Genomic DNA, 23,573 nt, shown 5'->3' with positions numbered 1-23,573 from the left:
GACGGTTCATGATTCTGAAAGATCGCATCGCCGTGGTGACAGGCGCAGGGTCGGGCATCGGACGCGCCGGCGCCATGATCATGGCCCGGGAAGGGGCGGCGGTGGTGATCGCCGACAGGGACAAGGTAGCCGGCGAAGCAACGGCCCGCGACATCCGCGCTGTCGGCGGTCGCGCCGAAGCGATCGCGACCGATGTTGGCGACGACGCGGCGGTCGAGCAGCTCATCATCGGAACGCTGGGCAAGCATGGGCGGATCGATATCCTGCACAACCATGCCGGCATCCAGGTCGGCGGTACGCTGACCGAGGTCGGTACCGACGGCATGGACGCCTCCTGGCGGATCAATGTGCGGGCGCAGTTCTTGGCTGCCAGGATCGTCATGCCGTCGATGGTCGCGCAGGGGGGTGGCGTGATCCTCAACACCGCATCGAATTCGGGGGTGTTCTACGACCGTGAGATGATCGCCTATGCGACGTCGAAGCATGCCGTGGTGGCGATGACCAGGCAGATGTCTCTCGACTACGCCAGGCACCATGTCCGCGTCAACGCGCTCTGTCCGGGCTGGGTCGACACGCCGTTCAACGGGCCGTTCATCGCCCAGATGGGCGGGCGCGATGCGATCGAACGCTATGTCCGCACCAAGATTCCAATGCAACGCTGGGCGAGCGCCGAGGAGATCGCCGAAGCGATCCTGTTCCTCGTCTCCGACCGGTCATCCTTCATGACCGGCCAGGCTTTGGTGATCGACGGCGGCGAGAGCATCGCTTGAGGCCTGTGCTTTTTGTCATCGGCTTCCCTCATTCAACGCCTTTCCGGCACATTATTCCACGACCGTCACCCGTGCCGTTGGCCGACCGTAGGACTATGGTCCGGCCCGACATGGGACTTCAGTACCACGGCGAATTAAGGGAATTGATTTGTGTTTGATATCAAATGGTTATGGTGCCACTTGGTTGCAAGATCACGTGTTGAGACCGCATTTGTCTAAAGTTTACTCTATACAATTAGCGATTTCTCATACGACGCTCCCTAGCGGTTGGTCGAAGGGTGGCGATTCCCCGAGGAGGTTACCATGACAAGTCGAAAAACTCTGTTCGCGGGGCTTGCCGCATTGGTGCTTCTGGCGTCTCCGGCGCTCGCCGGAGCTGGCGGCCACGGGCACGGCGGAGGCGGTGGTGGCGGCCATGCCGGCGGCAACGGTGGTGGCAGCGGCCATGGCAATGGCAAGAGCGGCGCTTCGCACGGCAAGTCGTCGGCCCCGGGGCGGGCAGCCAAGGCGAAAACCACGGTCGATGCGACCACACAGGTCTCGTCCGTGCACAAGGAGAAGAACATCCACGCCAAACTCGGCCGGCTGAACTCGCTGCAGCGCAACATCAATGCCTACATGAACTCGAAGAGCAAGAAGTTCGCTGCCATTCAGGCTTTCGTAACGCAGTCCGCGAAAGCCAAGGTCGCCCAGGCCGCGGCTGACGCGGCCCAAGCTCAGCTGGATGCGCTGAATGCGCAGTTGAGCGCGCTGACTTCGCTGACGCCCGATCAGATTGCCGCCATGTCGCCCGAAGACCAGGCGGCTCTGCCTGGGCAGATATCGGCTCTGCAGGCCGAGGTCGCCGCCCAGGAGGCAGTGGTCACCGCCGCCAATGACGCGGCGGAGGCGGCATCCGCCGGTACCGATGATGCATCGCTCAACGCGGCGCTGACGGACATGGCAAACAAGCCCGTCGACGCCGAGGTCACGGCCTGGGCCCAGGGCGTCCTTGCCGCCAAGATCGACCAGGCAGCCGCCGCGATGCAACCGACGCCGTAGCGAATTGCCGCCGAAACGGCAGTAGCCAGTCAAGGAAGTTGCCGCCGGGTTTCTCCCGGCGGCATTGCCGTTTTACAGCTCACACATGCTTGCGGCCGCCGGCCTCGCGAAACCAGCTGTCGGGATAGGGATACCACCAGCCCTGGATCTCCGGTCTGTGGTCGATGATCACCATCTTGGAACGGCGGAAGGCGTCGAGCCCCTGGCGTCCGAGCTCGCGGCCGAGACCCGAGGCCTTCCAGCCGCCGAAGGGCAGGGCGTCATTGTCGATCAGCGGGTTGTTGACCCAGACCATGCCGGCCTCGAGCCGTTCGGCGGCTTCATGCGCCTCTGCCAGGTCTGTGGTGAAGACCGAGGCGCCGAGCCCGAACGGGCTGTCATTGGCAAGCCGGATCGCTTCGTCGAAATCCTTCACCCGGCAGATCGCCGCGACCGGCCCGAAACATTCCTCGCGCACAATCGCCATGTCGGGCGTGATGCCGGTCAGGATCGTCGGTTCGTAGAACCAGCCAACATTGTGCGCCGGTGGGATGCGCCCTCCGGTAACCGCCGTGGCGCCGCTGCGCACCGCATCGTCGACCAGCCGCATGACCTTGGCCCGCGCCACCTCGCTGACCAGCGGTCCGATCTCGCTCTTGTCCAGTCCGTTGCCGATGCGCAGTGCGCGCGTCTTTTCGGCGAACAGCTCGACGAAGCGGTCATGCACGGCATCGACGACGAAAAAGCGTTCGGCCGAGGTGCAGACCTGGCCGGTGAGGTGGAACGCGGCGGTGACGCTGCCTGCCGCCGCCACCTCCAGCGGAGCGTGTTCGCTGATGATCAGCGGGTCGCTGCCGCCGGCCTCGATGATGCAAGGCTTCATGCGTTCGGCGCAAGCAACGGCGACAGCCTTGCCGGCGGCGACAGAGCCGGTGAAGGCGACGGCGTGGGTGCGGTCGGAAGCGATCAGCGCCTGTGCGGTCGCCGCGCCGCCGGGCAGGCACGAAACCAGGCCTTCCGGCAGCGAGCGGAACACCGTCATGTAATCCAGCGTCGACAGCGTCGTCGCCTCGGCCGGCTTGATGATGCAGGCATTGCCGGCGGCAAGCGAAGCGGCGACCGTCCAGCACATCAGCAGGATCGGAAAATTGTAGGGCATGATGTGAACGGAGGTGCCGTAAGGCTCGTAGCGCGCATATTGGAACGAGCCGGCCTGCGTCGTGCCGGCGACCTTGCCGGCCTCGTCGCGCGCCATCTCGGCATAGTAGCGGAAGATCGGCGCGCAATTGGCGATCTCGCCGATCGCTTCCGGATAGGGCTTGCCCATCTCGCATACCATCAACTCGGCGCAGCGGGTAAAGTCGGCCGCCTCGATGGCGTTGGCAACGGCGTGCAGATGTTTGGCACGGCTCTTGGCGTCGAGCTTTTTCCAGGCAGCCTGAGCTTGCGTCGCAGCCGATAGAACCATGTCGATCTCGCCGCCGGCCGCGGCAGCGATGGCACCGACGGTTTCGAGCGTCGCCGGATCGATCACCGGTTTTTTCGTGCCGGTCATCGGCCGATATTCCGGATTGACGAAGAAGGCCGGCTGGTCAGCGGAGAAGTCCATGGTCGTCCTTTCAAGCCCGCTCAGCGGATCATGTAGACCTTCTTGATGGTCTCATGGACGGTGCAGATGCCTTTCCAGTCCTGCGGAAAGAATGCCGCCGTGTCCGGCCCGATCTCGATCACTTCGCCGGATTCATGCACATAGGTGCAGCGGCCCTCGAGGAAGTGGCAGAACTCGTCACGGGTGACATGGCAGTACCACTTGCCCGGGGTGCAGACCCACAGGCCGCATTCGGAACGGCCTTCCGGCCCTTTGTGCAGCAGCTTGCCCGAGGTGCGGGATTCACCCTCGATCATTGTCGGGATGATGCCCCAATCGACGAGGTCGGTGATGGCGAGCGGGGATTGCATGATCGGCGTGGTCATTTCGATTTCCTTGCAATGGATTCATGTGCTCACCGGCACATGAAGGCCTTGGTCAGCGTTTCGGTGATTTCAGAGGTGCCGGTCCAGCCGGCGGGGAAGAATACCAGCGTGCCGGCTTCGACCGGAATCGCTTCGCCATTGTCGTGGACATAGCTGCCGCGCCCCGACAGGAAATGGCAGAACTCATCGGCAGGGAAGGTGACCTTGCGTGTGCCTGGCGTGCACGACCATAGGCCGCATTCGCTCGATCCGTCCAGGTGCTTGAACAGGACCTTGCCCGAGGCGCGCGGCGAACCTGATATCGTGTTGCTGCCCATGCCCCAGTCTTCCAATTCCACAGTGGAGGCCTTCGGCCAGTGCGGTGTCGGCATGTCGTGAAGCTCCAGTTGCTGGCTGCTTGAGCATGATCTTGTCCGAAAACCGGTTCCCACTTTTCGCTGGCACGGTCCTTCGGTTCGGGATCATGCTCTAGGCCAGCATATAGACGTTGCGGATGGTCTCGTGGACGGTGCATTCGCCCACCCAGCCGGCCGGGAACATCACCACGGTTTCAGCGGAAACTTCTATCACCTCACCGACATCCGACCGGTAGCTCGCGCGCCCGGCAACGAAATGGCACAATTCGTCGCGCGGGATAGCCAGCCGCCAGCGGCCGGGCGTGCAGACCCAGATGCCGGATTCCGGCTGGTTGTTCGGCCCTTTATGCACCAGCCTGCCGGTCGAATGCGAAGCGCCTTCCAGCGCGTCGGGCTGGGCGCCCCAGTCGACGAGATCAGTGCGGGTCGAGGCCTGATGGAGGTGTGGGGCGGAGGAGGTCACAGCAATTTCTCCAGCAAGCCTGCCGCTTTCTCCGGGCCGTTCTGCGACTGCATCTGTGTCGAAGTCTTGGCCAGCTTGGCCTTCATCTTCAGGTCGGTCAGGCAGGCTTCGATCTTGGCGATCAGCTCGGCGTCGTTCCAGTCATAGCGCGGCATGCCGAAGCCGTGGCCGGTTTCCTCAACCCTTGTGGCGTTGTCGTGGCCATCCCAGACATAGGGCATGATGATGGCCGGTTTGCCGAAATAGAGGCACTCGGTGAACGAGTTGTTGCCGCCATGGTGGATCACGGCATCGACCTGCGGGATGACCGAAGGCTGCGGGAACCAGCTCTCGACGATGACGTTGCCGGGCACGTCCGAATACTGGTCCTTGTAACCGCCGACGTTGACGAGCGCGCGATAGCGCGTCCTGCCCAATGTCGCGATGATGCGCTTCAACAGGTCGACGTCACCGGCACCGAGGCTACCGAAAGAGACATAGAGCAGCGGCCCGTCATTGTTTTTCGCAAAGGTCGGCACGGCATAGGGTTTTTCCTGCCGCACGCAGCCTTCCAGATACTGGAACTTCGCCGGGTCGAGCGGATGGCGCCGCCTGAATTTCGCCGCCTCGGGGTAGAGCAGCAAATTGAGATAGGGCGAAGCTTCGAAGAACTGGCCGATCGGATAGGGCGCTTCGTTGTTGGCGGTCAGGAACGCATTGAAGTCGTCATGGATCGGCTTGATCACCGCGTTGAAATGGTCGCGGTAGCGCTGGTGCCCGGCATGGTCGTTCTCGCCGCAGCCGGAGAGATGCGGTGGGATGTCCTCGTCCTCGATCTCGTTTTCCGAGCAGGAAATGACGCGCACCCATGGCTTGCCATACTGTTTGATCGCCGGAAACAGGATGACGTTATCGACGCAGATGACATCGGGCTTGATCGCCGCGAGAACGCGCGGCAGATCCTTCTGCGCCCACTTCGCGCTGTCGACGATCGCCGTCCAGCAATCCTTCACATAGTTGTCGACCTGATCGTAGGGCGACTTACGAAAGTTCGGGATGTGGCCGTTGATGAAGTCCTCCCAGAACTTGGCCATCTGTTCCGGCGGCATCGGCTCGGACAGGTTCACCGGATGGGCTTCGAAGCCGTAGCCCTTGTAGACGTCGACAAAGCCGGGGTCCGACAGGAACACCGCTCTGTGGCCGCGCGCCTCGACCGCCTGGGCGATGCCGACGGAATTCAGCGCCGGGCCAAAGGCCGCTTCCGGGAAAAACGCGATCGTCTTCTGCGCCATCAGGCTTCTCCTTCAATCCTTGAAAATTCTGACATCGGCGGCATCCCAGCCAAGTTCGATAGTGTCACCGGCAGAAACTGGCCGGCGGTCCGCGGCATCGGCGGTGACGCGCACCAGGAACGGTTTTGGCGACAGAGCGGTGCGGACGTGCAGCTGCAGGTCGAGGCCCTGATAGGCGAGCGCTTCGACGGTGCCGGAAATGCGGTTGGCGGTCTGAGCCTCGGGGAACAGCCGGATGCGCTCAGGCCGCACTGAAGCGACGGCGGAAGCACCGGGCAAGAGCGTTGCAGGCACCTTGCCCGTGATCCGGGCGCCATTGGCAGCCACCACGCCATCGGTGGTGGCCTTGCCCGGGACAAAGTTCATCACGCCGATGAAGTCGGCGACGAAACGGTCGGCCGGATGTTCGTAGACCGCGTGCGGTGTGTCGCATTGCAACAGTTTGCCGTCTTTCAGCACCGCCATGCGATCGGCCATGACCAGCGATTCCTCCTGGTCGTGGGTGACGATGACGAAGGTGATGCCGACCTCGTGCTGCAGGCGCTTCAATTCCAATTGCATGGCACCGCGAAGCTTCTTGTCGAGCGCGCCGAGCGGCTCGTCGAGCAGCAGCAGACGGGGCCGCTTGATCAAGGCGCGGGCAAGCGCGACGCGCTGCTTCTGGCCGCCCGACAGTTGCTCCGGCTTGCGATCGGCAAAGGGAACCAGCTCGGTCGTCGAGAGAATGGCGTCGACGCGGGAGCGGATTTCGGCAGCCGGCAAACGTTCCATCTCCAGGCCGTAGGAGACGTTGGCCCGGACGCTCATATGCGGGAACAGCGCGTAGGATTGGAACATCAGATTGACCGGCCGCTTGTTGGGCGGGGTTCTGGCGATATCGCGGCCGTCGAGCAGAATGCGCCCGTCATTGGGCGTCTCGAATCCGGCCAGCATGCGCAGCAGCGTGGTCTTGCCGCAGCCCGAAGGTCCGAGCAGGGCGAAGAACTCGTTCTCGCGGATGTCGAGCGAGATACCGTCGACAGCGGTCACCCGGCCGAAGTTCTTCGACACCTTGTCGATCGCCAGCAGCGTGCGGGGCTCGCTCATTGGCCGATGACCCCGCGGTTGAGCCGCTGCGACAGGGTCAGCGCGGTGATCGAGACCGCCATGACGATGCTCGCCAGTGCGTTGATCTCCGGCGTGATGCCGAAGCGGATCATCGCATAGATCTGCATCGGCAAGGTGGTCGAGGCGCGTCCGGCGCCGGCGGCGAAGAAGGCGATGATGAACTCGTCGACCGACAGGGTGAAGGCGAGCAGTGCACCGGCGACGACGGCCGGCAGGATGACCGGCAAAGTCACCCGCCGGAAGGTGGTGAGCGCGGAAGCACCGAGATCGGCGGACGCCTCGGTGATCGACCAGTCGAAGCTTTTCAGCCTGGCGCGCACCACCGAACAGACGAAGGCGAGGTTGAAGACGACATGGGCGAGGATGATGGTGTGCAGGCCCATGGTGATGTTGAGCATGGAGAAGAACGAGAGCAGCGCGATGGCCAGCACGATGTCGGGAATGATCATCGGCGCGAAGATCAGCGCTTCCAATCCCTTGCCGTATTGGCGGCGCATCTCGATGCCGATCGCCAGCAGCGTGCCGAGCAAGGTAGCGATTGCCGTCGAGACCAGCGCCACGATCAGCGTGTTGAGCGCGGCCGAAAGGATCTCGGAATTGCCGGTGAGCGAGGCGTACCATTTCAGCGAAAAACCGGACCATGCTGTCGGCAGCCCGCCTTCGTTGAAGGACAAAGCCACCAGCACCGCAATCGGGATGTAGAGGAAGGCGAAGACCAGCGAAAGCACGAGCCAGAGCGTGCGTCGCGTGGCGGGGGAGCGCTCAGCCATCGGCGTTGCTTCTCGCTTCGGCAGCATGGCCCGACGCTCGATCGGCGGCGATAGCCTGCGCCATCAATACCAGCAGCATGATGACGATCAGCGCCATGGCTAGTGCGGCACCAAATGGCCAGTCATTGGCGGTCAGGAACTGGTCGTAGACGAGGTTGCCGATCATCTGGAAGCGGCCGCCGCCGAGCAGCGCCGGCGTAACGAAATTGCCGATCGACAGCACGAAGACAAAGACCGCGCCGGCGGCGATGCCGGGCACGGTTAGGGGCAGGATGACCCGGCGAAAGGTGGTCAGAGCTGAAGCGCCGAGGTCGCGTGAGGCTTCGGCGAGTTCGGGGTTGAGCCGCGACAGCGGCGCGTAGCAGGCGAGGATGACGAACGGCAGATAGTTGTAGACTAGGCCGGCGATGACGGCGCCCTCGGTGTAGAGCATGGATGGCGGCTCGCCGGTGTAACCGAACCAGCGCAGGAGCTGGGTGACCAGACCTTCGCGGTTGAGGAGCACGATCCAGGCATAGGTGCGGATCAGATAATTGGACCAGAAGGGCAGCACGGCAAAGAACAGCAATACCGGCTGCAGCCGGCGCGGTGCGGCCGCGATGGCATAGGCGGCGGCATAGCCGATGACGACCGCAATCAGGGTCGCGGTGCCGGCGATGCGCGCCGAATTGAGGAAGATACCGGCATAGAGCGGGTCGAAGACCAGCCCGAAATTCTCCAGCGTGAAGGTGTATTCGATGCCGCCATAGGTGCCGCGCCGGAAGAAGGCGAGCGCCAGCACCAACGCGCATGGCACCACCATCAAGGCGGTGAGCCAGGCCAGCGCCGGCGCCATCAGCAAGGTGGAGCGAAATCTAGTTTGTGACACGACTGCGGTACCGCGTTCAACGATCGACGGCGGAAGCCCGCCGTCGATCGTGATCTCTGACTTTGAAGGCGCCTACTGCGCGGCTTTGATCTCGCTGACGATCTTCGAATAGTCGCGCTGGGCGTCGCCGACATCGCGCAGCTGCTCGAACTTGACGAGATCGGCTACCGGCATCGCCATGTTGGGGAATTTGGCCAGGAAGTCGGCCGGCAGGCTTTCCATCGCCGGCTTGTTCGGCACCTTGTAGTCGATGTTCTGGGCCGCCCAGGCGTGGTTCTTGGCATCGAGCATGAAGTTGATGAACTGGAAGGCGGCGTCCTTGTGCTCGGAAGCCTTCATCACCACCATCGTATCGACCCAAAGGTCCGATCCCTCCTTGGGGATGACGTATTTGATCTCGGGTTTCTCGGCGATGCCGTAGTTGCACCAGCCATCCCAGGCCTGCACCAGCAGCGCTTCGCCGGAAACCAGCTTGGAATAGAAAGTGGTGTCGTCATAGGCGAGCAACGTCTTCTTGGCCGAGATCAGAAGGTCCTTGACCTCGGCCATCTTGGCCGGGTCGGTCTCGTTGACCGAGTAACCCTTGTCGAGCTGTCCGGCGGCCAGCAGCCAGCGGTCGGTCGCCAGCATGGTGGTCTTGCCCTTGAGATCGTCGGAGGGGGCGAGCAGATCGCTCCAGCTGGTTGGCGCCACCTTCACCAGATCCGAGCGGTAGCAGAGGCCTGTCGTGCCCCAGGTGTAGGGCACGGAAAAGGCATTGCCGACATCGTGCGGCAGCTTGGTCGCCTCGGGATAGAGGTTGGCGAGGTTAGGGACCTTGGCGTGGTCGATCGGCTCGGTCAGGCCAAGCTTGTTCAGCACCTCGGCAAAGGGCGAAGAGACGAAGACGACGTCATAGCCCTTGCCGCCGGAGGCGACGAGCTTGCCCATGATCTCTTCATTGGTAGCGTGGACAACGACCTCGCCGGAGACGCCAGTCGCGGTCTTGAAGGCGGCCATGGCATCGGGCGCCATGTAGCCGTCCCAGTTGGAGATGACGAGATCGGCGGCGAAAGCGGGCGCCGACAGCGTCAGGGCAAAGCCAAGCGCGATCGAGGATATTTTCAGCGAACGGTGCCGCGGTGTGGTGGCTGTCATGACAGACTCCCATTCTGGTTGATCGTCGAATTTCATTCGTCGGACCAGCGCTTGCGACCCGTGCCGCCGCTTCGATCCTGTTCCCCGGTCTTCTTTGTTGCCGATTGCCGTGACAGTACTATTGCAGAAAAAAGTACGTCAATCCATAATTTGTCAGACGACCAAGGAATCTGGCCGATTGCGTTCGCAAGGACGATCGGCCAAACCGTACCGGTCACCTCCGTTCACGGGAATTGCCATGCAAGCCGCCGCCAGACGACCGCGCACCAACCATCTCGATCTCGCGCAGCGCATCCTTGATGTCGCCCGGCAGCGCGGCTTCGAAGCCGGCGCCCATCTGCCGGAGCAGCAGATCGCGTCGCTGTGCAACGTCTCGCGGACCCCGGTGCGGGCCGCGCTGCGTCTGCTCACCGAAAAAGGCGTGGTGCGCTGGGAGGCCGCCTCGGGCTATCGCCTGGCCATCGACCTTGCCACGCAGGCGACCATGGTCGCCGACCTGCCGAGCGCCGAGGAGGACGAACTCGCCGAAAAGATCCTGCGTGACCGGTCGGCGCGCCGGCTGGACCAGACGGTCACCGTCGGGGCGCTGATGCGACGGTACGATGCCGAGCGCAAGACGGTACTAAAATCGCTAAAGAAACTGACAGACGAAAACCTGCTGGATCGCGCGCCGGGACAATCCTGGCTTTTCCGGCGAACACCCGACGATCCGGAGGCGCAAGGCGAAAGCTATGAGTTCCGCCTGTTGCTGGAACCCGCCGCCATTCTGGCGCCTGGCTTCCGGCTGGACGGGTCCCGCGCTGCAGCTTTGCGCCAGGGCATGGAAGCGCTGCTGGCGCTGCCTGATGCGGCCTTCGATATCAGGGAGTTCCAGCGGCTGGACATCGAGTTCCACTCGATGATCGCCGACGGTTCCGCCAACCGCTTCGTCACCGGTGCGCTGTCCGACCATCTCAGGCTGCGTCGGTTGCCGGGCACTTATGCCGGCGTCAACGTCTTCCGGCTGAAGCAATCGCTGCGCGAGCACCTCACCATACTCGACCATCTGGAAAGCCGGCAGTTTGAGGTTGCCGCCGACCTGCTTCGCGTGCATCTGCGCCTGTCGCGCAACCAGCGTCCACAGGCGGCCAGTCGCGGGGCGCCTGCATTGTTCGGCATGATCAGCCGGCCGGATTGACGAGGACCAGGTGATGCGTAAAGCCAGCCCGACCATCGCGCTGTTTCCGGAAGCGAGCTTCGGCGCGGCGCTCAACTGCGTCGGTATCGCGCAGGCACTGCGCGCTCGCGGCGCCCGGCCGGTGTTCATCTGCCATGCCGGTTTCTCCGGTGTCTTTGCCGACTATGGTTTTCAGGAATACCAGCTGCCGACCGACGATCCGTTGAGCGAGAGCGAACGCCAGAGCTACTGGCAAGCTTTCGTGCGCCGCCATCTGCCGCATTTTCGGCTGAGCCCGATCGACCAGCTCGAAACCTATGTCGCGCCGACGTGGGAAGCGATCGTCGACACCGCGGCCAATGCCGAGGCGCCGCTGCGCCAATTGCTCGCACGGCTGAAGCCGGACACGGTGGTGCTCGACAATGTCATCATGTTTCCAGCCCTTGCCGCCGCCGGCTGCCCATGGGTGCGCGTGGTCTCCTGCGCCGAGACCGAGCTTCCTGATGCCGAGGTGCCGCCCTATTTGTCCGGCCTCGCCGCCGACGATCCAGGCCGCGCGGCCTTCGAGGCGCGTTACCTCGCGGCGGTCGCGCCGGCGCACGACCGGTTCAACCGGCTTCGGGCGGATGCCGGTCTCGCCCCCTTGCCAAAGGGGCTGTTCCTGGAGGCCTCGCCCGACCTCAACCTGCTGTTGACCCCGACCGTCGTGCGGCGCGAACGTGCCGAGCCGCTCGATCCCGCGCGCTTTACCTATCTCGAAGGCTGCGTGCGCTCGGAAGGGCCGTTCGAGGTGCCGGTCTTTCCGCGCAATGGCGGACCGCTGGTCTATGTCAGCTTCGGCAGCCTTGGAGCCATGGATGTCGGGCTGATCGAACGCATGCTGGCCGTGTTCGACAGGCTACCGGCGCGTTTCATCGTCAATGTCGGTGGCTTGCGCGACAGCTACCGCGCGGTGCCGGACAATGTCTATCTCGACGCCTGGTTTCCGCAGCCTTCGGTGGTGGCGAAGTCCGACCTGTTCATCCATCACGGTGGCAACAACAGCTTTTGCGAGGCGCTGCGTTTCGGGGTGCCATCGCTGATCATGCCCTATTGCTGGGACGGGCACGACAATGCGCAACGCGCCGAGGAAACCGGCGTCGGCAATCATATCGGCCGTGACGGCTGGACCGAAGGAGTATTGGAGAAAGCCATTCTCGGCCTGCTGGCCGATAATGAAATGCGCGCCCGTCTGAAGGAGAATGCAGCGCAAATGGCGCTGAAACCCGGAACGGACGTGGCCGCCGAAGCGATACTCTCTCTGATACGGACATGAACCAATGCCTGACAATCACGCAACCACTACATCGCCTTTGAGCGGCGCCAACGATCCAAGAAGCTGGCTGGCCGCGCATGCGATCAGCGAAGTCGAATGCCTGGTGCCCGACTTGAATGGCGTCTTGCGCGGCAAGGCCTTGCCGGTGGCGAAATTCCTCAAGGCGCTGGAGGACCGCGGGCTCTATCTGCCGAGCAGCGCCTTCCTGGTCAGCATCGACGGCCGCTATTCCGGCTCCGTCGACGAGGGTTTTGCTTATGCGGACCCAGACATGCGCATGGTGCCCGATGTCTCGACGCTTTGCCTGGCGCCAGGCGGCGGTGCAGGCAAGGCTTATGTCTTTGCCGATGCCTTGCATATGGACGACGGGCCGTGGGAGGCCTCGCCGCGTCATGTCTTGAGGGCCGTACTCGATCTCTATCGCCAGCGCGGCTGGCGGGCGGTGGTGGCGCCGGAACTCGAATTCTATCTCACCGCGCCCAATCCCGATCCCGACCGGCCACTGACCGCGCCAGTTGGCAACAACGGCCGCGCCGAGAGCGTGCAGCATCCCTACGACATGGCGGCACTGGAGGAGTTCGAACCGGTGATCCGGCGCATCTATGATCACGCGGCCGCCGCCGGACTGCCGCTCGACACGTTGATCCATGAATCCGGCACCGCGCAGCTCGAGATCAATTTCCTGCACGGCGACGCGCTGGCGCTGGCCGACAAGGTGTTGCTGTTCAAGCGCCTGACCAGGCAGGCGGCGCAGGCGTGCGGCATGCATGCCACCTTCATGGCGAAACCAATCGCGGCACAGGCCGGCAGCTCGATGCATCTGCACGTGTCGGTGATCGACGAGGCCGGCAACACGCTGTTTGCCGGCTCAGATGATGCCGACACGCCAATGTTCGGGCATTTTATCGGCGGCCTGCAGAAATACGTTCCCGAGATCATGCCGCTGTTTGCGCCGAACGTGAATTCATACCGGCGCATCCGGCCGAACCACAGCGCGCCGGCCAATATCGAGTGGTCGCACGACAACCGCTCCTGCGGCCTGCGTGTACCGGCCGGCGGCCGCGCCGCACGGCGAATAGAAAACCGGCTGCCCGGCGCCGACGCCAATCCCTATCTGGCGATCGCCGGCTCGCTGCTCGCCGGCTATCTCGGCGTCGAGGAGAAGATCGCGCGTTCGGCGGAAGCGTCGGGCAACGCCTACAAGATCAAGAGCACGCTGCCGAAAACCATGGAGGAGGCGCTGGATCGCTTCACCGCCTGTGGCCCGGTGCGGGCGCTGCTCGGCGAGGACTTCTTCCAGACCTATCTGCGCGTCAAGAGCGTCGAGCTCGACCTGTTCCAGAGCGTGGTGACGTCCTGGGAGCGCGACCATTTGCTGCTCAAGGTGTAATGATGGGCTTCAATTCAGGCCTTGATATCGGCAAATCCTATTATGTCGCGACGGCGAACTCAGCGCGGGATCACCCGGCCCTGCAAGGTGATGTCGACGCCGACCTCGTTGTCGTCGGCGGTGGCTGCACCGGCTTGTCGGCGGCGCTTCACGCCGCCGAAGGTGGGCTGAAGGTGGTGCTGCTGGAAGGCGGCAAGATCGGCTGGGGGGCGTCGGGGCGCAATGGCGGCCAGATGATCCCCGGCCTGCGCAAGGGCGCCAAGGGGTTAGTCAAGCTCTATGGGCCGGAACGAGCGAAGGCGCTGTTCGATCTCGCTTTCGAGGCGCGTGGGCTGGTGCTGGATATCATCGAGCGTCATGCCATCGACTGCGACCTCAGGCTGACCGGCCATCTGGTCGGCGCGGTCAATAGCCAGGATTTCAAGGATCTGGAAGAAGAAGCCGAGTGCCTGGCCACGGTGATGAAGTTCCATGATGTCGAGATGCTCCCGGCGGCGGAAGCGCGCGGCAAGGTCGACACGCCCTATCATGGCGCGATGTATGAGAAGCTCGGCGGCCATATGCATCCGCTGAACTATACGCTGGGTCTTGCCCGCGCCGCAGTCGCGGCCGGCGTCGTCATTCATGAGAATTCGGTTACCGTGCGACTGGAGCGGGAGCCTTCCATCCGCGTCTCGACGGCCAAGGGTTCTGTCCGGGCAAAGCATGTCGTGCTGGCGGGCGACGCGCTGCTTCATGGACTGGAGCCGCGCGTCAACAGCCGCATCATGCCGGTCGGCAACTACATTGTCGCCACCGAGCCGCTGGAGGGTAAGCGCAATGTCATCCCCGCCAATGTTGCGGTGTCCGACACGCGCTTCGTCGTCAATTACTACCGGATGTCGGCGGATGGACGCCTGCTGTTCGGCGGCGGCGAGCGCTACACGCCGTCGCCGCCGGCCGACATTGCCGGCTTCGTGCGGCCGCATATGGAAAAGACCTTTCCCCAGCTCAGCGGCTGCCGCATCGATCATGCCTGGGGCGGACTGGTCTCGGTGACGACGTCGCGGCTGCCGCATGTCGGGCATTATGGCGAGGTCTATTTCGCGCATGGCTATTCCGGCAAGGGGGTGATCCTGTCGACGCTATCGGGCAAGCTGCTGGCCGAGGCGATCACTGGTGATGCCTCGCGGCTCGACCTGTTTTCGACGCTGAGTCCGCTGCCGTTTCCCGGAGGCACCGCATTGCGCGGCCCGCTCTATGTGCTCGGCATGCTATGGTACGCGATGCGCGACCGCATCAAGCACTGAGGGCAGGCGGGCGCAGTGGTGAAAGCCTGTTAGACGACGAAGAAATCCTCGATGCGCTGCTTGGCCGCGAGCAGCGCCGGCAGGATCTCCCGTTCCATCTCGGCGACGGAGAAGCGGGCCGACTGGGTCGAGACATTGATCGCTGCCACGGTCCGGCCGGTGCGGTCGTTGATCGCCACGGCGATGGAGCGCAGGCCGAGTTCAAGCTCTTCATCGATGATGGCAAAGCCGTTGGCCTTCGCCTTGCCAATGGCTTCGGCGAGTGCTGCTCTTGCAGTTATCGTCTTTGGCGTGCGTCCCTCGATGGTCACCTGACGGAGGAAGGTCTCCAGTTCGCCGGGCGCGAGGCCGGAGAGCAGGACCCGTCCCATCGATGTGCAATAGGCGGGCAGCCTGGTGCCGACATCAAGCGAGACGCTGAGGATGCGCCGGCCGGGAACACGGGCGACATAGACAATGTCTTCACCAGACAGGATGGCGGCCGAACAGGACTCGTTCAGTTGCGCCGCGACCTCGCGCATGATGGGAGCGGCATAAGTCCACAGCGATGCGCCGCCGAGCCATGTGCGGGCGACGGTCAGCAGGCGCGGCGACAGCGAAAATTGCCTGCCGGCCTGCGTCGCGTAGCCGGCTGCGGCCAGCGTCAGCAGGAAGCGGCGTGCGCCGGCGCGGGTCAACCCTGCTTGCTCCGCCATCTCGGTCAGCGTCATGCCGGCCGGATGCCGGGCCAGTATCTCCATGACCGCAAGCCCGCGTTCGAGCGAGCCGATATGGTCTCGGGAAGCGGCCTCGTCGTTCATGTGGCCTCCTGAAAATGGCGGCGCTGCCAGATTGACTTCGCGCCAAAACCCGACGTAAAAGTATCCCATATAAAACATAAGTTCGCAATACGAACTTTTTGAGCTTTGGAGCATGGACGATGGTCAAATTCCTGCCGCTCAGCGAGGCCGTGGCGTGGAATTTGAACGATGGCGACACGGTCGCCTTCGAGGGCTTTACCCATTTGATCCCGACTGCCGCGGCGCATGAGGCGATCCGCCAGGGGTTTCGCGAGCTGACGCTGATCCGCATGACGCCGGACCTTATCTACGACCAGATGATCGGCATGGGCATGGCCAGGAAGATCGTCTTCTCCTATCTCGGCAATCCCGGCGTCGGGCTGCTGCGGCGCGCCCGCGACGCCATCGAGAACGGTTTTCCCCGGCTGATCGAGGTCGAGGAGCACAGCCATGCCGGCATGGCCAATGCCTATGAGGCGGGTGCCGCCGGTCTGCCTTGCGCCGTGTTCCGCGGCTATCGCGGCGCCGGGCTGGCTGCGGTCAATCCGAACATCAAAACGGTTTCTTGCCCGTTCACCGGGGAGGTGCTGGCCGCGGTTCCCGCCATCCGTCCCGACGTCACCTTCATCCACGCGCAGAAAGCCGACAGGAAAGGCAATGTGCTGGTCGAGGGCATCATCGGCATCCAGAAGGAAGCGGTTCTGGCAGCAAAGCGCGCGGTGGTGACGGTGGAGGAAGTGGTCGACAATTTCGACGAATTGCATCCCAATTTGACCGTGCTGCCGAGCTGGACGATATCAGCTATTTCGGTCGTGCCGGGCGGGTCGCACCCATCCTATACGCATGGCTATTATATCAGAGACAATGCCGCCTATCTCGAATGGGACGAGATCGCCGCCGACCGTGAAAAATTCCGGGCGTGGATGCAGAAGAATGTCATGGAAAGGACCGCTGACGATTTCGCTGCCCGCGTCGAGCATCTGAGGATTGCGGCATGAGCGATAGCAAGCTGGGTTTCACGCCCAACGAAATGATGACGATCGCCGCCAGCCGGGCGCTGAAGAACAACGATGTCTGTTTTGTCGGCATCGGCGCGCCGTCGGCCGCCTGCAATGTCGCGCGGCTGACGCATGCGCCCGACATCACGCTGATCTATGAGAGCGGCACGATCGGTACCGCGCCCAATGTTCTGCCGCTGTCGATCGGCGACGGCGAATTGTGCGATACCGCCGTCACCACCGTCTCCGTGCCGGAGATGTTCCGCTACTGGCTGCAGGGTGGCCGCATCTCGATCGGCTTCCTTGGTGCCGCCCAACTTGACAAGTTCGGCAACATCAACACCACGGTCATCGGCGACTATCTTCACCCGAAGACGCGGCTGCCCGGCGGCGGCGGCGCGCCGGAGATCGCCACCTCGTCGAAGGAGATCTACATCACCATGGCGCAGTCGAAGCGCGGCATGGTTGAGACAATCGACTTCTATACCTCCTTCGGCCATGGCGAGGGCGGCGATCACCGAAAACGCCTCGGCATCGAGACAGCAGGCCCGACGCTGCTGATCACCGACCTCGCCATCTGGAAACCCGACCCGGTGACCAAGGAATTCACGGTGGTGTCGCTGCATCCGGGCGTCTCGCGCGCCGAGGTGCAGGCGACCTGCGGCTGGACGGTGAAATTCACCGATGCGCTCGAAGAAACGCCAGCGCCGACCGCGCTCGAACTGAAGACGTTGCGCGACCTGCAGGCCCGCACCAAGGCGGCGCATGCGGCAACCGGAAAAGAGAAGGCGGCATAAATGGCCGAGGCCTATATCTGCGACTATATCCGCACGCCGATCGGGCGCTTCGGCGGGGCGCTGTCCTCGGTCCGCACCGACGATCTTGGCGCCGTGCCGCTGAAGGCACTGGTCGAGCGCAATTCCGGCATCGACTGGCAAGCGGTCGACGACGTCGTCTATGGCTGCGCCAATCAGGCCGGCGAGGACAACCGCAATGTGGCGCGGATGTCCCTGCTGCTGGCCGGCCTGCCCAAGGAGATTTCCGGCTCGACCGTCAACCGGCTGTGCGGTTCGGGCATGGATGCCGTCATCATCGCCGCGCGCGCGATCAAGGCTGGCGAGGCGGAGCTGATGATAGCAGGCGGCGTCGAGTCGATGTCGCGTGCGCCGTTCGTTATGCCCAAGGCCGAGACGGCCTTCTCGCGCAATGCCGAGATCCACGACACCACCATCGGCTGGCGCTTCGTCAATCCGCTGATGAAGCAGCAGTATGGTGTCGATTCGATGCCGGAGACCGGCGAGAACGTGGCGGAAGAGTTCGCCGTCTCCCGCGCGGACCAGGATGCATTTGCCGTGCGCAGCCAGGACAAGGCGGTCGCCGCACAAGCCAATGGCCGACTGGCGAAAGAGATCACAGCGGTGACCATCCCGCAACGCAAGGGCGACCCGATTATCGTTTCCAAAGATGAACATCCGCGCGCGGGCACGACGATCGAGGCGCTGGCGAAGCTGCCGACGCCGTTCCGGCAAGGTGGCACTGTCACCGCCGGCAACGCGTCGGGCGTCAATGATGGCGCTGCGGCGCTGGTCATTGCCTCGGAAGCGGCCGTGAAAAGGTATGGCCTGACGCCGATTGCTCGCGTCCTCGGCGGAGCAACCGCCGGCGTCGCGCCACGTGTCATGGGCATCGGCCCAGTGCCGGCGACGCGGAAGTTGTGCGCGCGGCTTGGCCTGACGCCGCAGCAGTTCGATGTCGTCGAGCTCAACGAAGCCTTTGCCTCGCAAGGTATCGCGGTGCTGCGCCAGCTCGGCATTGGCGAGGACGCCAAGCACGTCAACCCGAATGGCGGCGCCATCGCGCTCGGCCATCCGCTCGGCATGTCGGGCGCGCGTATTTCAGGCACGGCGGCGCTGGAGCTTCGCGAAGGTGGCGGCCGCTATGCGCTGGCTACCATGTGCATCGGCGTCGGCCAAGGCATTGCGATAGCACTCGAACGGGTTTGATCTCCGGTCCTTTTGGTCGTCTTGGCGGCAGAGTCTTGCCGCGATCAAATTTGACCATGTGGACAAAAGTCCGGCGTCGTTCCATAGTTCCCTGTCTTCATATTTTAGCGAACAGCCGGCTCGACATGGCTGTCGAACAGAGGGGTATGAGAATGGCAAACGGGAAGAGCAGATTCCAATCGAAACGCGAAGGTTTTTCGCGCCGCAATGTGCTGGAGCTGGGCGCACTCGGCCTGGCGGCGGCCATGCTGCCGGGCAGGGCCTGGTCGCAGGACAAGAAGCTGAAGGTGGCGGCGATCTTCGCCACGCCGATCGAGGAGCCATGGGATAACCAGATCCATGTCGCCTTGCAGAAGGCCGAGAAGGAACTCGGCATCGAGTACAAATGGTCGGAGAAGGTACAGACCGCCGACTTCAGTCGCGTCATGCGCGAATATGCGCAAGGCGGCTATGAGCTGGTGCTGGGCGATGCCTTCGCGGCCGAGCGCGAATCGCGCAGGACCGCGAAGCAGTTCCCGAAGGTCGCGTGGCTGTTCGGCTCGGGCGCGGGACCGGCGGAGCCGAATTTCGGCGTCTTCGACAACTGGATCCACGAACCGGCCTATCTCTCCGGCCTGATCGCCGGCAAGATGTCGAAATCAGGCACGGTCGGCGCGGTGGCGGCGATGGGCATTCCCGAGGTTAACCGGCTGGTCAACGCTTTCTTTGCCGGCGCCAAGGAGGTCAATCCTGATATCAAGAAAAAGGTCGCCTTCATCGGTTCCTTCTTCGACCCGCCAAAGGCCAAGGAAGCCGCGATCGCGCAGATCGACGCCGGCGTCGACGTGATCTATGCCGAGCGCTTCGGCGTCATCGAAGCGGCGGTAGAGAAGAAGATCCTCGCCATCTCCAACATGTCCGACCAGTCGAGCCTCGGCCCCGACACGGTGATCACCGGGCCGGTCTGGAACATGTATCCGACGGTCGAACAGGCGATCAAGCTGGTCAAGGCCGGCGTCTTCACGGCGCAGGATTACGGCGATTTCTCGCGCATGGCCAAGGGCGGCTCGCATCTTGCGCCCTACCACAAATTCGACAAGACGCTGCCGGCGGACGTCAAGGAACTGGTCGAGAAGAAGAAGGCCGAAATCCTCGATGGCATTTTCCGCGTCGACGTGGACGAGAACACGCCGGTCTCGGATTAAGTCCCTCCCCCTTGAGGGGAGGGTGGCCCGAAGGGCCGGGTGGGGTCCTCCGCGGCGCGCTCCATCCTTTCAAGTCAAATGTCGAGGCGGTTGAGGCGACCCCTCCCGCCTCGCTTCGCTCGGCACCCTCCCCTCAAGGGGGAGGGGTATCCGTGCCAACGCTTCTAGGATTCCGCCCTTGCCCCCTCCTCTCATCGAAATGCGCGGCATCACCAAGAGCTTCGGCGCCGTCAGGGCGAACGAGGCGATCGATCTGCAGGTCGCGCCGGGCGAAATTCTTGGGCTGCTCGGCGAGAATGGCGCCGGCAAGACGACGCTGATGAATGTGCTGTTCGGCGCCTATGCGCCGGATGCCGGTGAGATCCTGATCGAGGGCCGACCGGTGACGATCAACAGCTCGGCCGATGCGCTTGCCGCCGGGATCGGCATGGTGCACCAGCATTTTCACCTCGCGCCACGGCTGTCGGTGCTGGAAAACCTGCTCATCGGCATTCCAGGCAAGTCGGGCCGTATCGATCGCGCCGGTGGACTGGCGCGGCTTGGCGAAATCGGCCGGCAGCATGGGCTGACGCTCGATCCCGACCTTCCGGTTGCGGCGCTGTCGGTCGGCGAACAGCAGCGGCTGGAAATCGTCAAGGCGCTGTTTCGCGGCGCCAGGCTCCTGATCCTCGACGAGCCGACGGCGGTGCTGGCGCCGAGCGAGATCGACGGGCTGTTTGCGGCGTTACGCTCGATGGCCGCCCAGGGCCTCGGCATCATCTTCATCTCGCACAAGCTGAACGAGGTCCGGGCGCTGACGCATCGCTGCGTGGTGCTACGGCACGGGCGCGTTGCCGGCCGCGTCGACACGCCCGCCAACACGACATCCTCGGAGATGGCGCGGCTGATGTGCGGCCACGAGATCGTTCCGCCGGCCAGAGGACCGTCGACGCCAGGTGCGGCGGTGTTGACCATCGAGAGCATTTCGACGTCGCGCCATTCGGGCATGGCGCTGCGCGACGTCTCCCTCTTCGTCCGCGCTGGCGAGATCCTCGGCATTGCCGGCGTCTCCGGCAATGGCCAGCGGGCGCTTGCCGAGGTGATCTCCGGCGTGCTCGCGCCCGATGCCGGGCGGATGACGATAGCCGGCAAAGCGGTCTCGCAATTCTCACCACGCGCGGTGCAGGCGCTCGGCCTCGGCCGCATCCCGGAAGACCGCATGACGACGGGGCTGGTCACCAACCTGCCGCTCGCCGATTCCATGGTGCTGCCGCGCATTGGCACAGCTGCGTTCAGCAACAAGGGGTTGCTCAGACCGGATGCGATCCGCGCCTTCGCCGAGGCGCAGATCAAGGCCTATGACATTCGTTGTCCCGGGCCGATGACGCGCGCCGGCGCCTTGTCCGGCGGCAATTTGCAGAAGGCGCTGCTGGCGCGCGAACTTGCCTTCGATCCCAAGGTGCTGATCGTGTCGCAGCCGACACGCGGCCTCGATATCGGCGCGGCCCGCTTCATCCATGAGAAATTCCTCGACATGCGCGCCAAGGGCTGCGGCATCATCGTGATCGGCGAGGATTTGGAAGAGCTGCTGATGCTCTGCGACCGCATCGCGGTGATGTATGAGGGGCGCATCGCCGGCACGCTCGACAGCGCGGACGCCACGATCGCGCGACTCGGCCTGATGATGACCGGGGCCGGGCAGGCCGAGGAAGCGGCCTGATGTTCCGCCTCGAAGCCCGCATCTCGACGCCCGCCTGGTTCAATCTGGCGCTGCCGCTGCTGGCGATCGCAGCAACGCTAATCCTGTGCAGCGGCCTCATTGCGCTGGCTGGCGCCGGCGTCATCGAGGCCTATGGCGTGATGTTCTCGGCCTCGCTTGGCGACAGCTACGCCATCACCGAAACGCTGGTTCGGGCAACCCCGATGATCTTCACCGGACTTGCCGTCGCCGTCGCCTTCCGCGCCAAATTCTGGAACATCGGCGCCGAAGGGCAATTGCTGGCCGGCGCTGTGGCGAGTTGCGCGGTTGGCGCCATTCCGATGCCGGGACCGCTCGCCATGCTGTTGATGGCGGGGGCGGGTGCTGCGGCCGGTGCCGCTGTTGCCCTGATCCCGGCAACGCTGCGGGTGAAGTTCAAGGTGGATGACGTGGTCAGCTCGCTGCTCCTCAACTCGGTCATCTTCTATGCGCTGATGGCGCTGATCGAAGGGCCCTGGAAGGACTCCTTCAGCGGTTATCCGATCTCGCCGCCGATCGAGGATACGGCGAATTTCCCGGTGCTGATGGAAGGCACCAGGCTGCATCTCGGCGTCGTGGTGGCGCTGATCGCCGCACCCATTGTCTGGTTCCTGATCGTACGCACGACACTCGGCTTCCGGATCAGGGTCACCGGCGAGAACCCCGAAGCGGCGCGCTATGGCGGCATCAGTGTCGAACGCGTGCTGCTCTCGACAGCGTTGCTCTCCGGGGCGCTCGCCGGTCTGGCTGGGGTCGGCGAGGTCGGCGGCGTGCATTTCCAGGTGATGAGCGACATCTCGCCGGGCTATGGCTATTCCGGCATTGTCGTCGCCATGCTGGCGCGGCTCAATCCGCTCGGCGTTGTGCCCGCGGCGATCTTCCTTGCCGCCGTCATGACCGGCGCCGAGGCGATGTCGCGTGCGACAGGCGTTCCGGCCTTCCTCAGCGATGTCATCCAGGGCACGGCGCTGCTTGCCATGCTGGTGGCGCTGCTGTTCACCGCCTATCGCATTCGCCGCATCGGGGTGGCATGATGAGCGTGGTGCTGGAACAGATTTTTCAGGTCGGCTTCCTCGCCGCGATCATCCGCATCGCCACGCCGCTGGCTTTTGCGACGCTCGGCGAAATGTTCTCCGAACGGGCTGGTGTGCTCAATCTCGGCATCGAGGGCATCATGCTGTTGTCGGCGATGACCGGTTTTACGGCCACCAGCCTCAGCGGCAGCCTGTGGCTCGGCGTGCTGGCGGCGGTGTTGACCGGCATGCTGATGGGCGCGCTGCATGCGCTGTTCACGGTGGCGCTGGGCTTGAGCCAGCATGTCTGCGGCATCGGCGTCACCTTGTTCTCCTCGGGCCTTGCCTATTTCCTCTATCGGCTGATCTTCGGCCAGCAATCGGTGCCGCCGAGCATCAAGGGTTTCGCCACGCTGCCGATCCCTGTTCTTTCCGACATTCCCGTGCTCGGGCCGGCGGTGTTCAACCAGTTTGCGCTGGTCTACATGGCAATGCTGGCCATACCTCTGGCCGCCTTCGTGCTCTACCGCACGCCCTGGGGCCTGTCGGTGCGCATGGTCGGTGAGAATCCCCGCGCCGCCGATTCGGCCGGGGTCAGCGTGATTGCGACGCGCTTCCAGGCGGTCATTCTCGGCGGCGCCCTGATGGGGCTGGCCGGTGCCTTCCTGTCGATGGCGCAGTTCAACGCCTTCACCTTCGGCGTTGTCTCTGGGCGCGGCTGGGTGGCGATCGCGCTCGTCGTCTTCGGCCGCTGGGACCCGTGGCGCTCGGCGGGTGCCGCGCTGCTGTTCGCCTTCGTCGATGCCTTGCAATTGCGCATGCAGGCGAGCGGGCTCGGCCATATCCCCTACGAAGCGTTCCTGATGCTGCCCTTCATCTTCACCATCGTTGCGATGGCTTTCATGTCGCGCAACGCGGTGGCGCCATCGGCGCTGCTCAAGCCGTTCCGCAGGGAAGAGCGGTAGGCGAGCAGGACTCCCTTCCTCTCCCTCC

23 protein-coding genes are annotated in these 23,573 nt (G+C 63.8%); 13 read left to right on the top strand and 10 right to left on the bottom strand.

The features are described 5' to 3' along the window. Positions 1-8 precede the first annotated feature (8 nt). Complete coding sequence (locus tag OHD62_RS16145) at positions 9-770, top strand: SDR family NAD(P)-dependent oxidoreductase (protein WP_263783768.1); 762 nt, start codon at positions 9-11, stop codon at positions 768-770. A gap of 303 nt (positions 771-1,073) precedes the next feature. Then, positions 1,074-1,811, top strand: a complete 738-nt coding sequence (locus OHD62_RS16140) for a hypothetical protein (protein ID WP_263783767.1) — start codon at positions 1,074-1,076, stop codon at positions 1,809-1,811. A 79-nt stretch (positions 1,812-1,890) separates the two neighbouring features. Here OHD62_RS16140 and OHD62_RS16135 read toward each other — a convergent pair whose 3' ends face one another. From OHD62_RS16135 to OHD62_RS16095, 9 genes are all read right to left on the bottom strand, one after another. Continuing rightward, entirely contained in the window at positions 1,891-3,399 is a 1,509-nt protein-coding gene (locus OHD62_RS16135) for an aldehyde dehydrogenase family protein (RefSeq protein ID WP_263783766.1), read from the bottom strand. Positions 3,400-3,419: 20 nt separating this feature from the next. Beyond that, entirely contained in the window at positions 3,420-3,764 is a 345-nt protein-coding gene (locus OHD62_RS16130) for a cupin domain-containing protein (RefSeq protein WP_263783765.1), read from the bottom strand. 29 nt (positions 3,765-3,793) lie between these two features. Further along, positions 3,794-4,135, bottom strand: coding sequence for a cupin domain-containing protein (locus OHD62_RS16125; RefSeq protein ID WP_263783764.1), 342 nt, complete (start codon positions 4,133-4,135; stop codon positions 3,794-3,796). 97 nt (positions 4,136-4,232) lie between these two features. Then, on the bottom strand, positions 4,233-4,583 hold the full coding sequence (locus OHD62_RS16120; protein WP_263783763.1) for a cupin domain-containing protein: 351 nt from the start codon (positions 4,581-4,583) through the stop codon (positions 4,233-4,235). Further along, entirely contained in the window at positions 4,580-5,854 is a 1,275-nt protein-coding gene (locus OHD62_RS16115; RefSeq protein ID WP_263783762.1) for a glycosyltransferase, read from the bottom strand. The genes OHD62_RS16120 and OHD62_RS16115 overlap by 4 nt, the downstream gene beginning before the upstream one ends. A 12-nt stretch (positions 5,855-5,866) precedes the next feature. Continuing rightward, positions 5,867-6,940 carry an ABC transporter ATP-binding protein gene (locus OHD62_RS16110; protein ID WP_263783761.1) on the bottom strand — a complete coding sequence of 358 codons (1,074 nt, stop codon included), beginning with the start codon at positions 6,938-6,940 and terminating at the stop codon, positions 5,867-5,869. Next, positions 6,937-7,731, bottom strand: coding sequence for an ABC transporter permease (locus OHD62_RS16105; protein ID WP_263783760.1), 795 nt, complete (start codon positions 7,729-7,731; stop codon positions 6,937-6,939). The genes OHD62_RS16110 and OHD62_RS16105 overlap by 4 nt, the downstream gene beginning before the upstream one ends. Next, complete coding sequence (locus OHD62_RS16100) at positions 7,724-8,566, bottom strand: ABC transporter permease (protein WP_263783900.1); 843 nt, start codon at positions 8,564-8,566, stop codon at positions 7,724-7,726. The genes OHD62_RS16105 and OHD62_RS16100 overlap by 8 nt, the downstream gene beginning before the upstream one ends. A gap of 105 nt (positions 8,567-8,671) precedes the next feature. Beyond that, positions 8,672-9,736, bottom strand: a complete 1,065-nt coding sequence (locus tag OHD62_RS16095) for a spermidine/putrescine ABC transporter substrate-binding protein (RefSeq protein WP_263783759.1) — start codon at positions 9,734-9,736, stop codon at positions 8,672-8,674. A 238-nt stretch (positions 9,737-9,974) separates the two neighbouring features. On the opposite strand from OHD62_RS16095, the gene OHD62_RS16090 reads away from it, so the two are divergent. From OHD62_RS16090 to OHD62_RS16075, 4 genes are read left to right on the top strand one after another with little or no spacing between them, the layout of a single operon-like run. Then, entirely contained in the window at positions 9,975-10,913 is a 939-nt protein-coding gene (locus tag OHD62_RS16090; RefSeq protein ID WP_263783758.1) for a GntR family transcriptional regulator, read from the top strand. 10 nt (positions 10,914-10,923) lie between these two features. Beyond that, positions 10,924-12,207: a glycosyltransferase gene (locus OHD62_RS16085; protein WP_263783757.1), complete on the top strand. Its 1,284-nt coding sequence runs from the start codon at positions 10,924-10,926 to the stop codon at positions 12,205-12,207. 4 nt (positions 12,208-12,211) lie between these two features. Next, entirely contained in the window at positions 12,212-13,597 is a 1,386-nt protein-coding gene (locus tag OHD62_RS16080; protein ID WP_263783756.1) for a glutamine synthetase family protein, read from the top strand. After that, a complete protein-coding gene (locus OHD62_RS16075) occupies positions 13,597-14,886 on the top strand; it encodes an NAD(P)/FAD-dependent oxidoreductase (protein ID WP_263783755.1) in 1,290 nt (429 codons plus the stop codon). The genes OHD62_RS16080 and OHD62_RS16075 overlap by 1 nt, the downstream gene beginning before the upstream one ends. Before the next feature lie 29 nt (positions 14,887-14,915). Here OHD62_RS16075 and OHD62_RS16070 read toward each other — a convergent pair whose 3' ends face one another. Further along, positions 14,916-15,686 (bottom strand): IclR family transcriptional regulator C-terminal domain-containing protein, encoded by a 771-nt coding sequence (locus OHD62_RS16070; RefSeq protein WP_263783754.1) that lies wholly within the window; start codon positions 15,684-15,686, stop codon positions 14,916-14,918. A gap of 119 nt (positions 15,687-15,805) precedes the next feature. Here OHD62_RS16070 and OHD62_RS16065 point away from each other — a divergent pair, with 119 nt between their 5' ends. The 7 genes from OHD62_RS16065 to OHD62_RS16035 all read left to right on the top strand — a co-directional run bounded on the left by OHD62_RS16065 (position 15,806) and on the right by OHD62_RS16035 (position 23,545). Beyond that, positions 15,806-16,663: a CoA transferase subunit A gene (locus tag OHD62_RS16065; RefSeq protein WP_263783753.1), complete on the top strand. Its 858-nt coding sequence runs from the start codon at positions 15,806-15,808 to the stop codon at positions 16,661-16,663. Next, on the top strand, positions 16,660-17,460 hold the full coding sequence (locus tag OHD62_RS16060) for a CoA-transferase subunit beta (RefSeq protein ID WP_263783752.1): 801 nt from the start codon (positions 16,660-16,662) through the stop codon (positions 17,458-17,460). Before OHD62_RS16065 ends, OHD62_RS16060 begins: the two co-directional genes overlap by 4 nt. Continuing rightward, positions 17,461-18,666 (top strand): 3-oxoadipyl-CoA thiolase, encoded by a 1,206-nt coding sequence (pcaF, locus tag OHD62_RS16055; protein ID WP_263783751.1) that lies wholly within the window; start codon positions 17,461-17,463, stop codon positions 18,664-18,666. 152 nt (positions 18,667-18,818) lie between these two features. Next, complete coding sequence (locus OHD62_RS16050; protein WP_263783750.1) at positions 18,819-19,850, top strand: BMP family protein; 1,032 nt, start codon at positions 18,819-18,821, stop codon at positions 19,848-19,850. A gap of 178 nt (positions 19,851-20,028) precedes the next feature. Further along, on the top strand, positions 20,029-21,549 hold the full coding sequence (locus tag OHD62_RS16045; protein ID WP_263783749.1) for an ABC transporter ATP-binding protein: 1,521 nt from the start codon (positions 20,029-20,031) through the stop codon (positions 21,547-21,549). Next, on the top strand, positions 21,549-22,601 hold the full coding sequence (locus OHD62_RS16040) for an ABC transporter permease (RefSeq protein ID WP_263783748.1): 1,053 nt from the start codon (positions 21,549-21,551) through the stop codon (positions 22,599-22,601). Before OHD62_RS16045 ends, OHD62_RS16040 begins: the two co-directional genes overlap by 1 nt. Then, positions 22,601-23,545 (top strand): ABC transporter permease, encoded by a 945-nt coding sequence (locus OHD62_RS16035; protein WP_263783747.1) that lies wholly within the window; start codon positions 22,601-22,603, stop codon positions 23,543-23,545. The genes OHD62_RS16040 and OHD62_RS16035 overlap by 1 nt, the downstream gene beginning before the upstream one ends. The last annotated feature ends 28 nt before the right edge of the window (positions 23,546-23,573 follow it).

Origin of the sequence: Mesorhizobium sp. YC-39 (genome assembly GCF_025753795.1) — a bacterium.
Classification (GTDB): Bacteria; Pseudomonadota; Alphaproteobacteria; order Rhizobiales; family Rhizobiaceae; genus Mesorhizobium.
Note: the sequence above shows the minus strand (reverse complement) of the source record. Positions and strands in the feature narration are given on the sequence as shown.

Bases quoted from the DNA above. Each gene is read 5' to 3' on its own strand.
- OHD62_RS16075 (WP_263783755.1), top strand. From the start codon at position 13,597: ATGATGGGCTTCAATTCAGGCCTTGATATCGGCAAATCCTATTATGTC.
- OHD62_RS16110 (WP_263783761.1), bottom strand. From the start codon at position 6,940: ATGAGCGAGCCCCGCACGCTGCTGGCGATCGACAAGGTGTCGAAGAAC.
- OHD62_RS16105 (WP_263783760.1), bottom strand. From the start codon at position 7,731: ATGGCTGAGCGCTCCCCCGCCACGCGACGCACGCTCTGGCTCGTGCTT.
- OHD62_RS16115 (WP_263783762.1), bottom strand. From the start codon at position 5,854: ATGGCGCAGAAGACGATCGCGTTTTTCCCGGAAGCGGCCTTTGGCCCG.
- OHD62_RS16130 (WP_263783765.1), bottom strand. From the start codon at position 3,764: ATGACCACGCCGATCATGCAATCCCCGCTCGCCATCACCGACCTCGTC.
- OHD62_RS16060 (WP_263783752.1), top strand. From the start codon at position 16,660: ATGAGCGATAGCAAGCTGGGTTTCACGCCCAACGAAATGATGACGATC.
- OHD62_RS16070 (WP_263783754.1), bottom strand. From the start codon at position 15,686: ATGAACGACGAGGCCGCTTCCCGAGACCATATCGGCTCGCTCGAACGC.
- pcaF (WP_263783751.1), top strand. From the start codon at position 17,461: ATGGCCGAGGCCTATATCTGCGACTATATCCGCACGCCGATCGGGCGC.
- OHD62_RS16095 (WP_263783759.1), bottom strand. From the start codon at position 9,736: ATGACAGCCACCACACCGCGGCACCGTTCGCTGAAAATATCCTCGATC.
- OHD62_RS16090 (WP_263783758.1), top strand. From the start codon at position 9,975: ATGCAAGCCGCCGCCAGACGACCGCGCACCAACCATCTCGATCTCGCG.
- OHD62_RS16065 (WP_263783753.1), top strand. From the start codon at position 15,806: ATGGTCAAATTCCTGCCGCTCAGCGAGGCCGTGGCGTGGAATTTGAAC.
- OHD62_RS16100 (WP_263783900.1), bottom strand. From the start codon at position 8,566: ATGGCGCCGGCGCTGGCCTGGCTCACCGCCTTGATGGTGGTGCCATGC.
- OHD62_RS16140 (WP_263783767.1), top strand. From the start codon at position 1,074: ATGACAAGTCGAAAAACTCTGTTCGCGGGGCTTGCCGCATTGGTGCTT.
- OHD62_RS16125 (WP_263783764.1), bottom strand. From the start codon at position 4,135: ATGCCGACACCGCACTGGCCGAAGGCCTCCACTGTGGAATTGGAAGAC.
- OHD62_RS16040 (WP_263783748.1), top strand. From the start codon at position 21,549: ATGTTCCGCCTCGAAGCCCGCATCTCGACGCCCGCCTGGTTCAATCTG.
- OHD62_RS16080 (WP_263783756.1), top strand. From the start codon at position 12,212: ATGCCTGACAATCACGCAACCACTACATCGCCTTTGAGCGGCGCCAAC.
- OHD62_RS16135 (WP_263783766.1), bottom strand. From the start codon at position 3,399: ATGGACTTCTCCGCTGACCAGCCGGCCTTCTTCGTCAATCCGGAATAT.
- OHD62_RS16035 (WP_263783747.1), top strand. From the start codon at position 22,601: ATGAGCGTGGTGCTGGAACAGATTTTTCAGGTCGGCTTCCTCGCCGCG.
- OHD62_RS16145 (WP_263783768.1), top strand. From the start codon at position 9: ATGATTCTGAAAGATCGCATCGCCGTGGTGACAGGCGCAGGGTCGGGC.
- OHD62_RS16050 (WP_263783750.1), top strand. From the start codon at position 18,819: ATGGCAAACGGGAAGAGCAGATTCCAATCGAAACGCGAAGGTTTTTCG.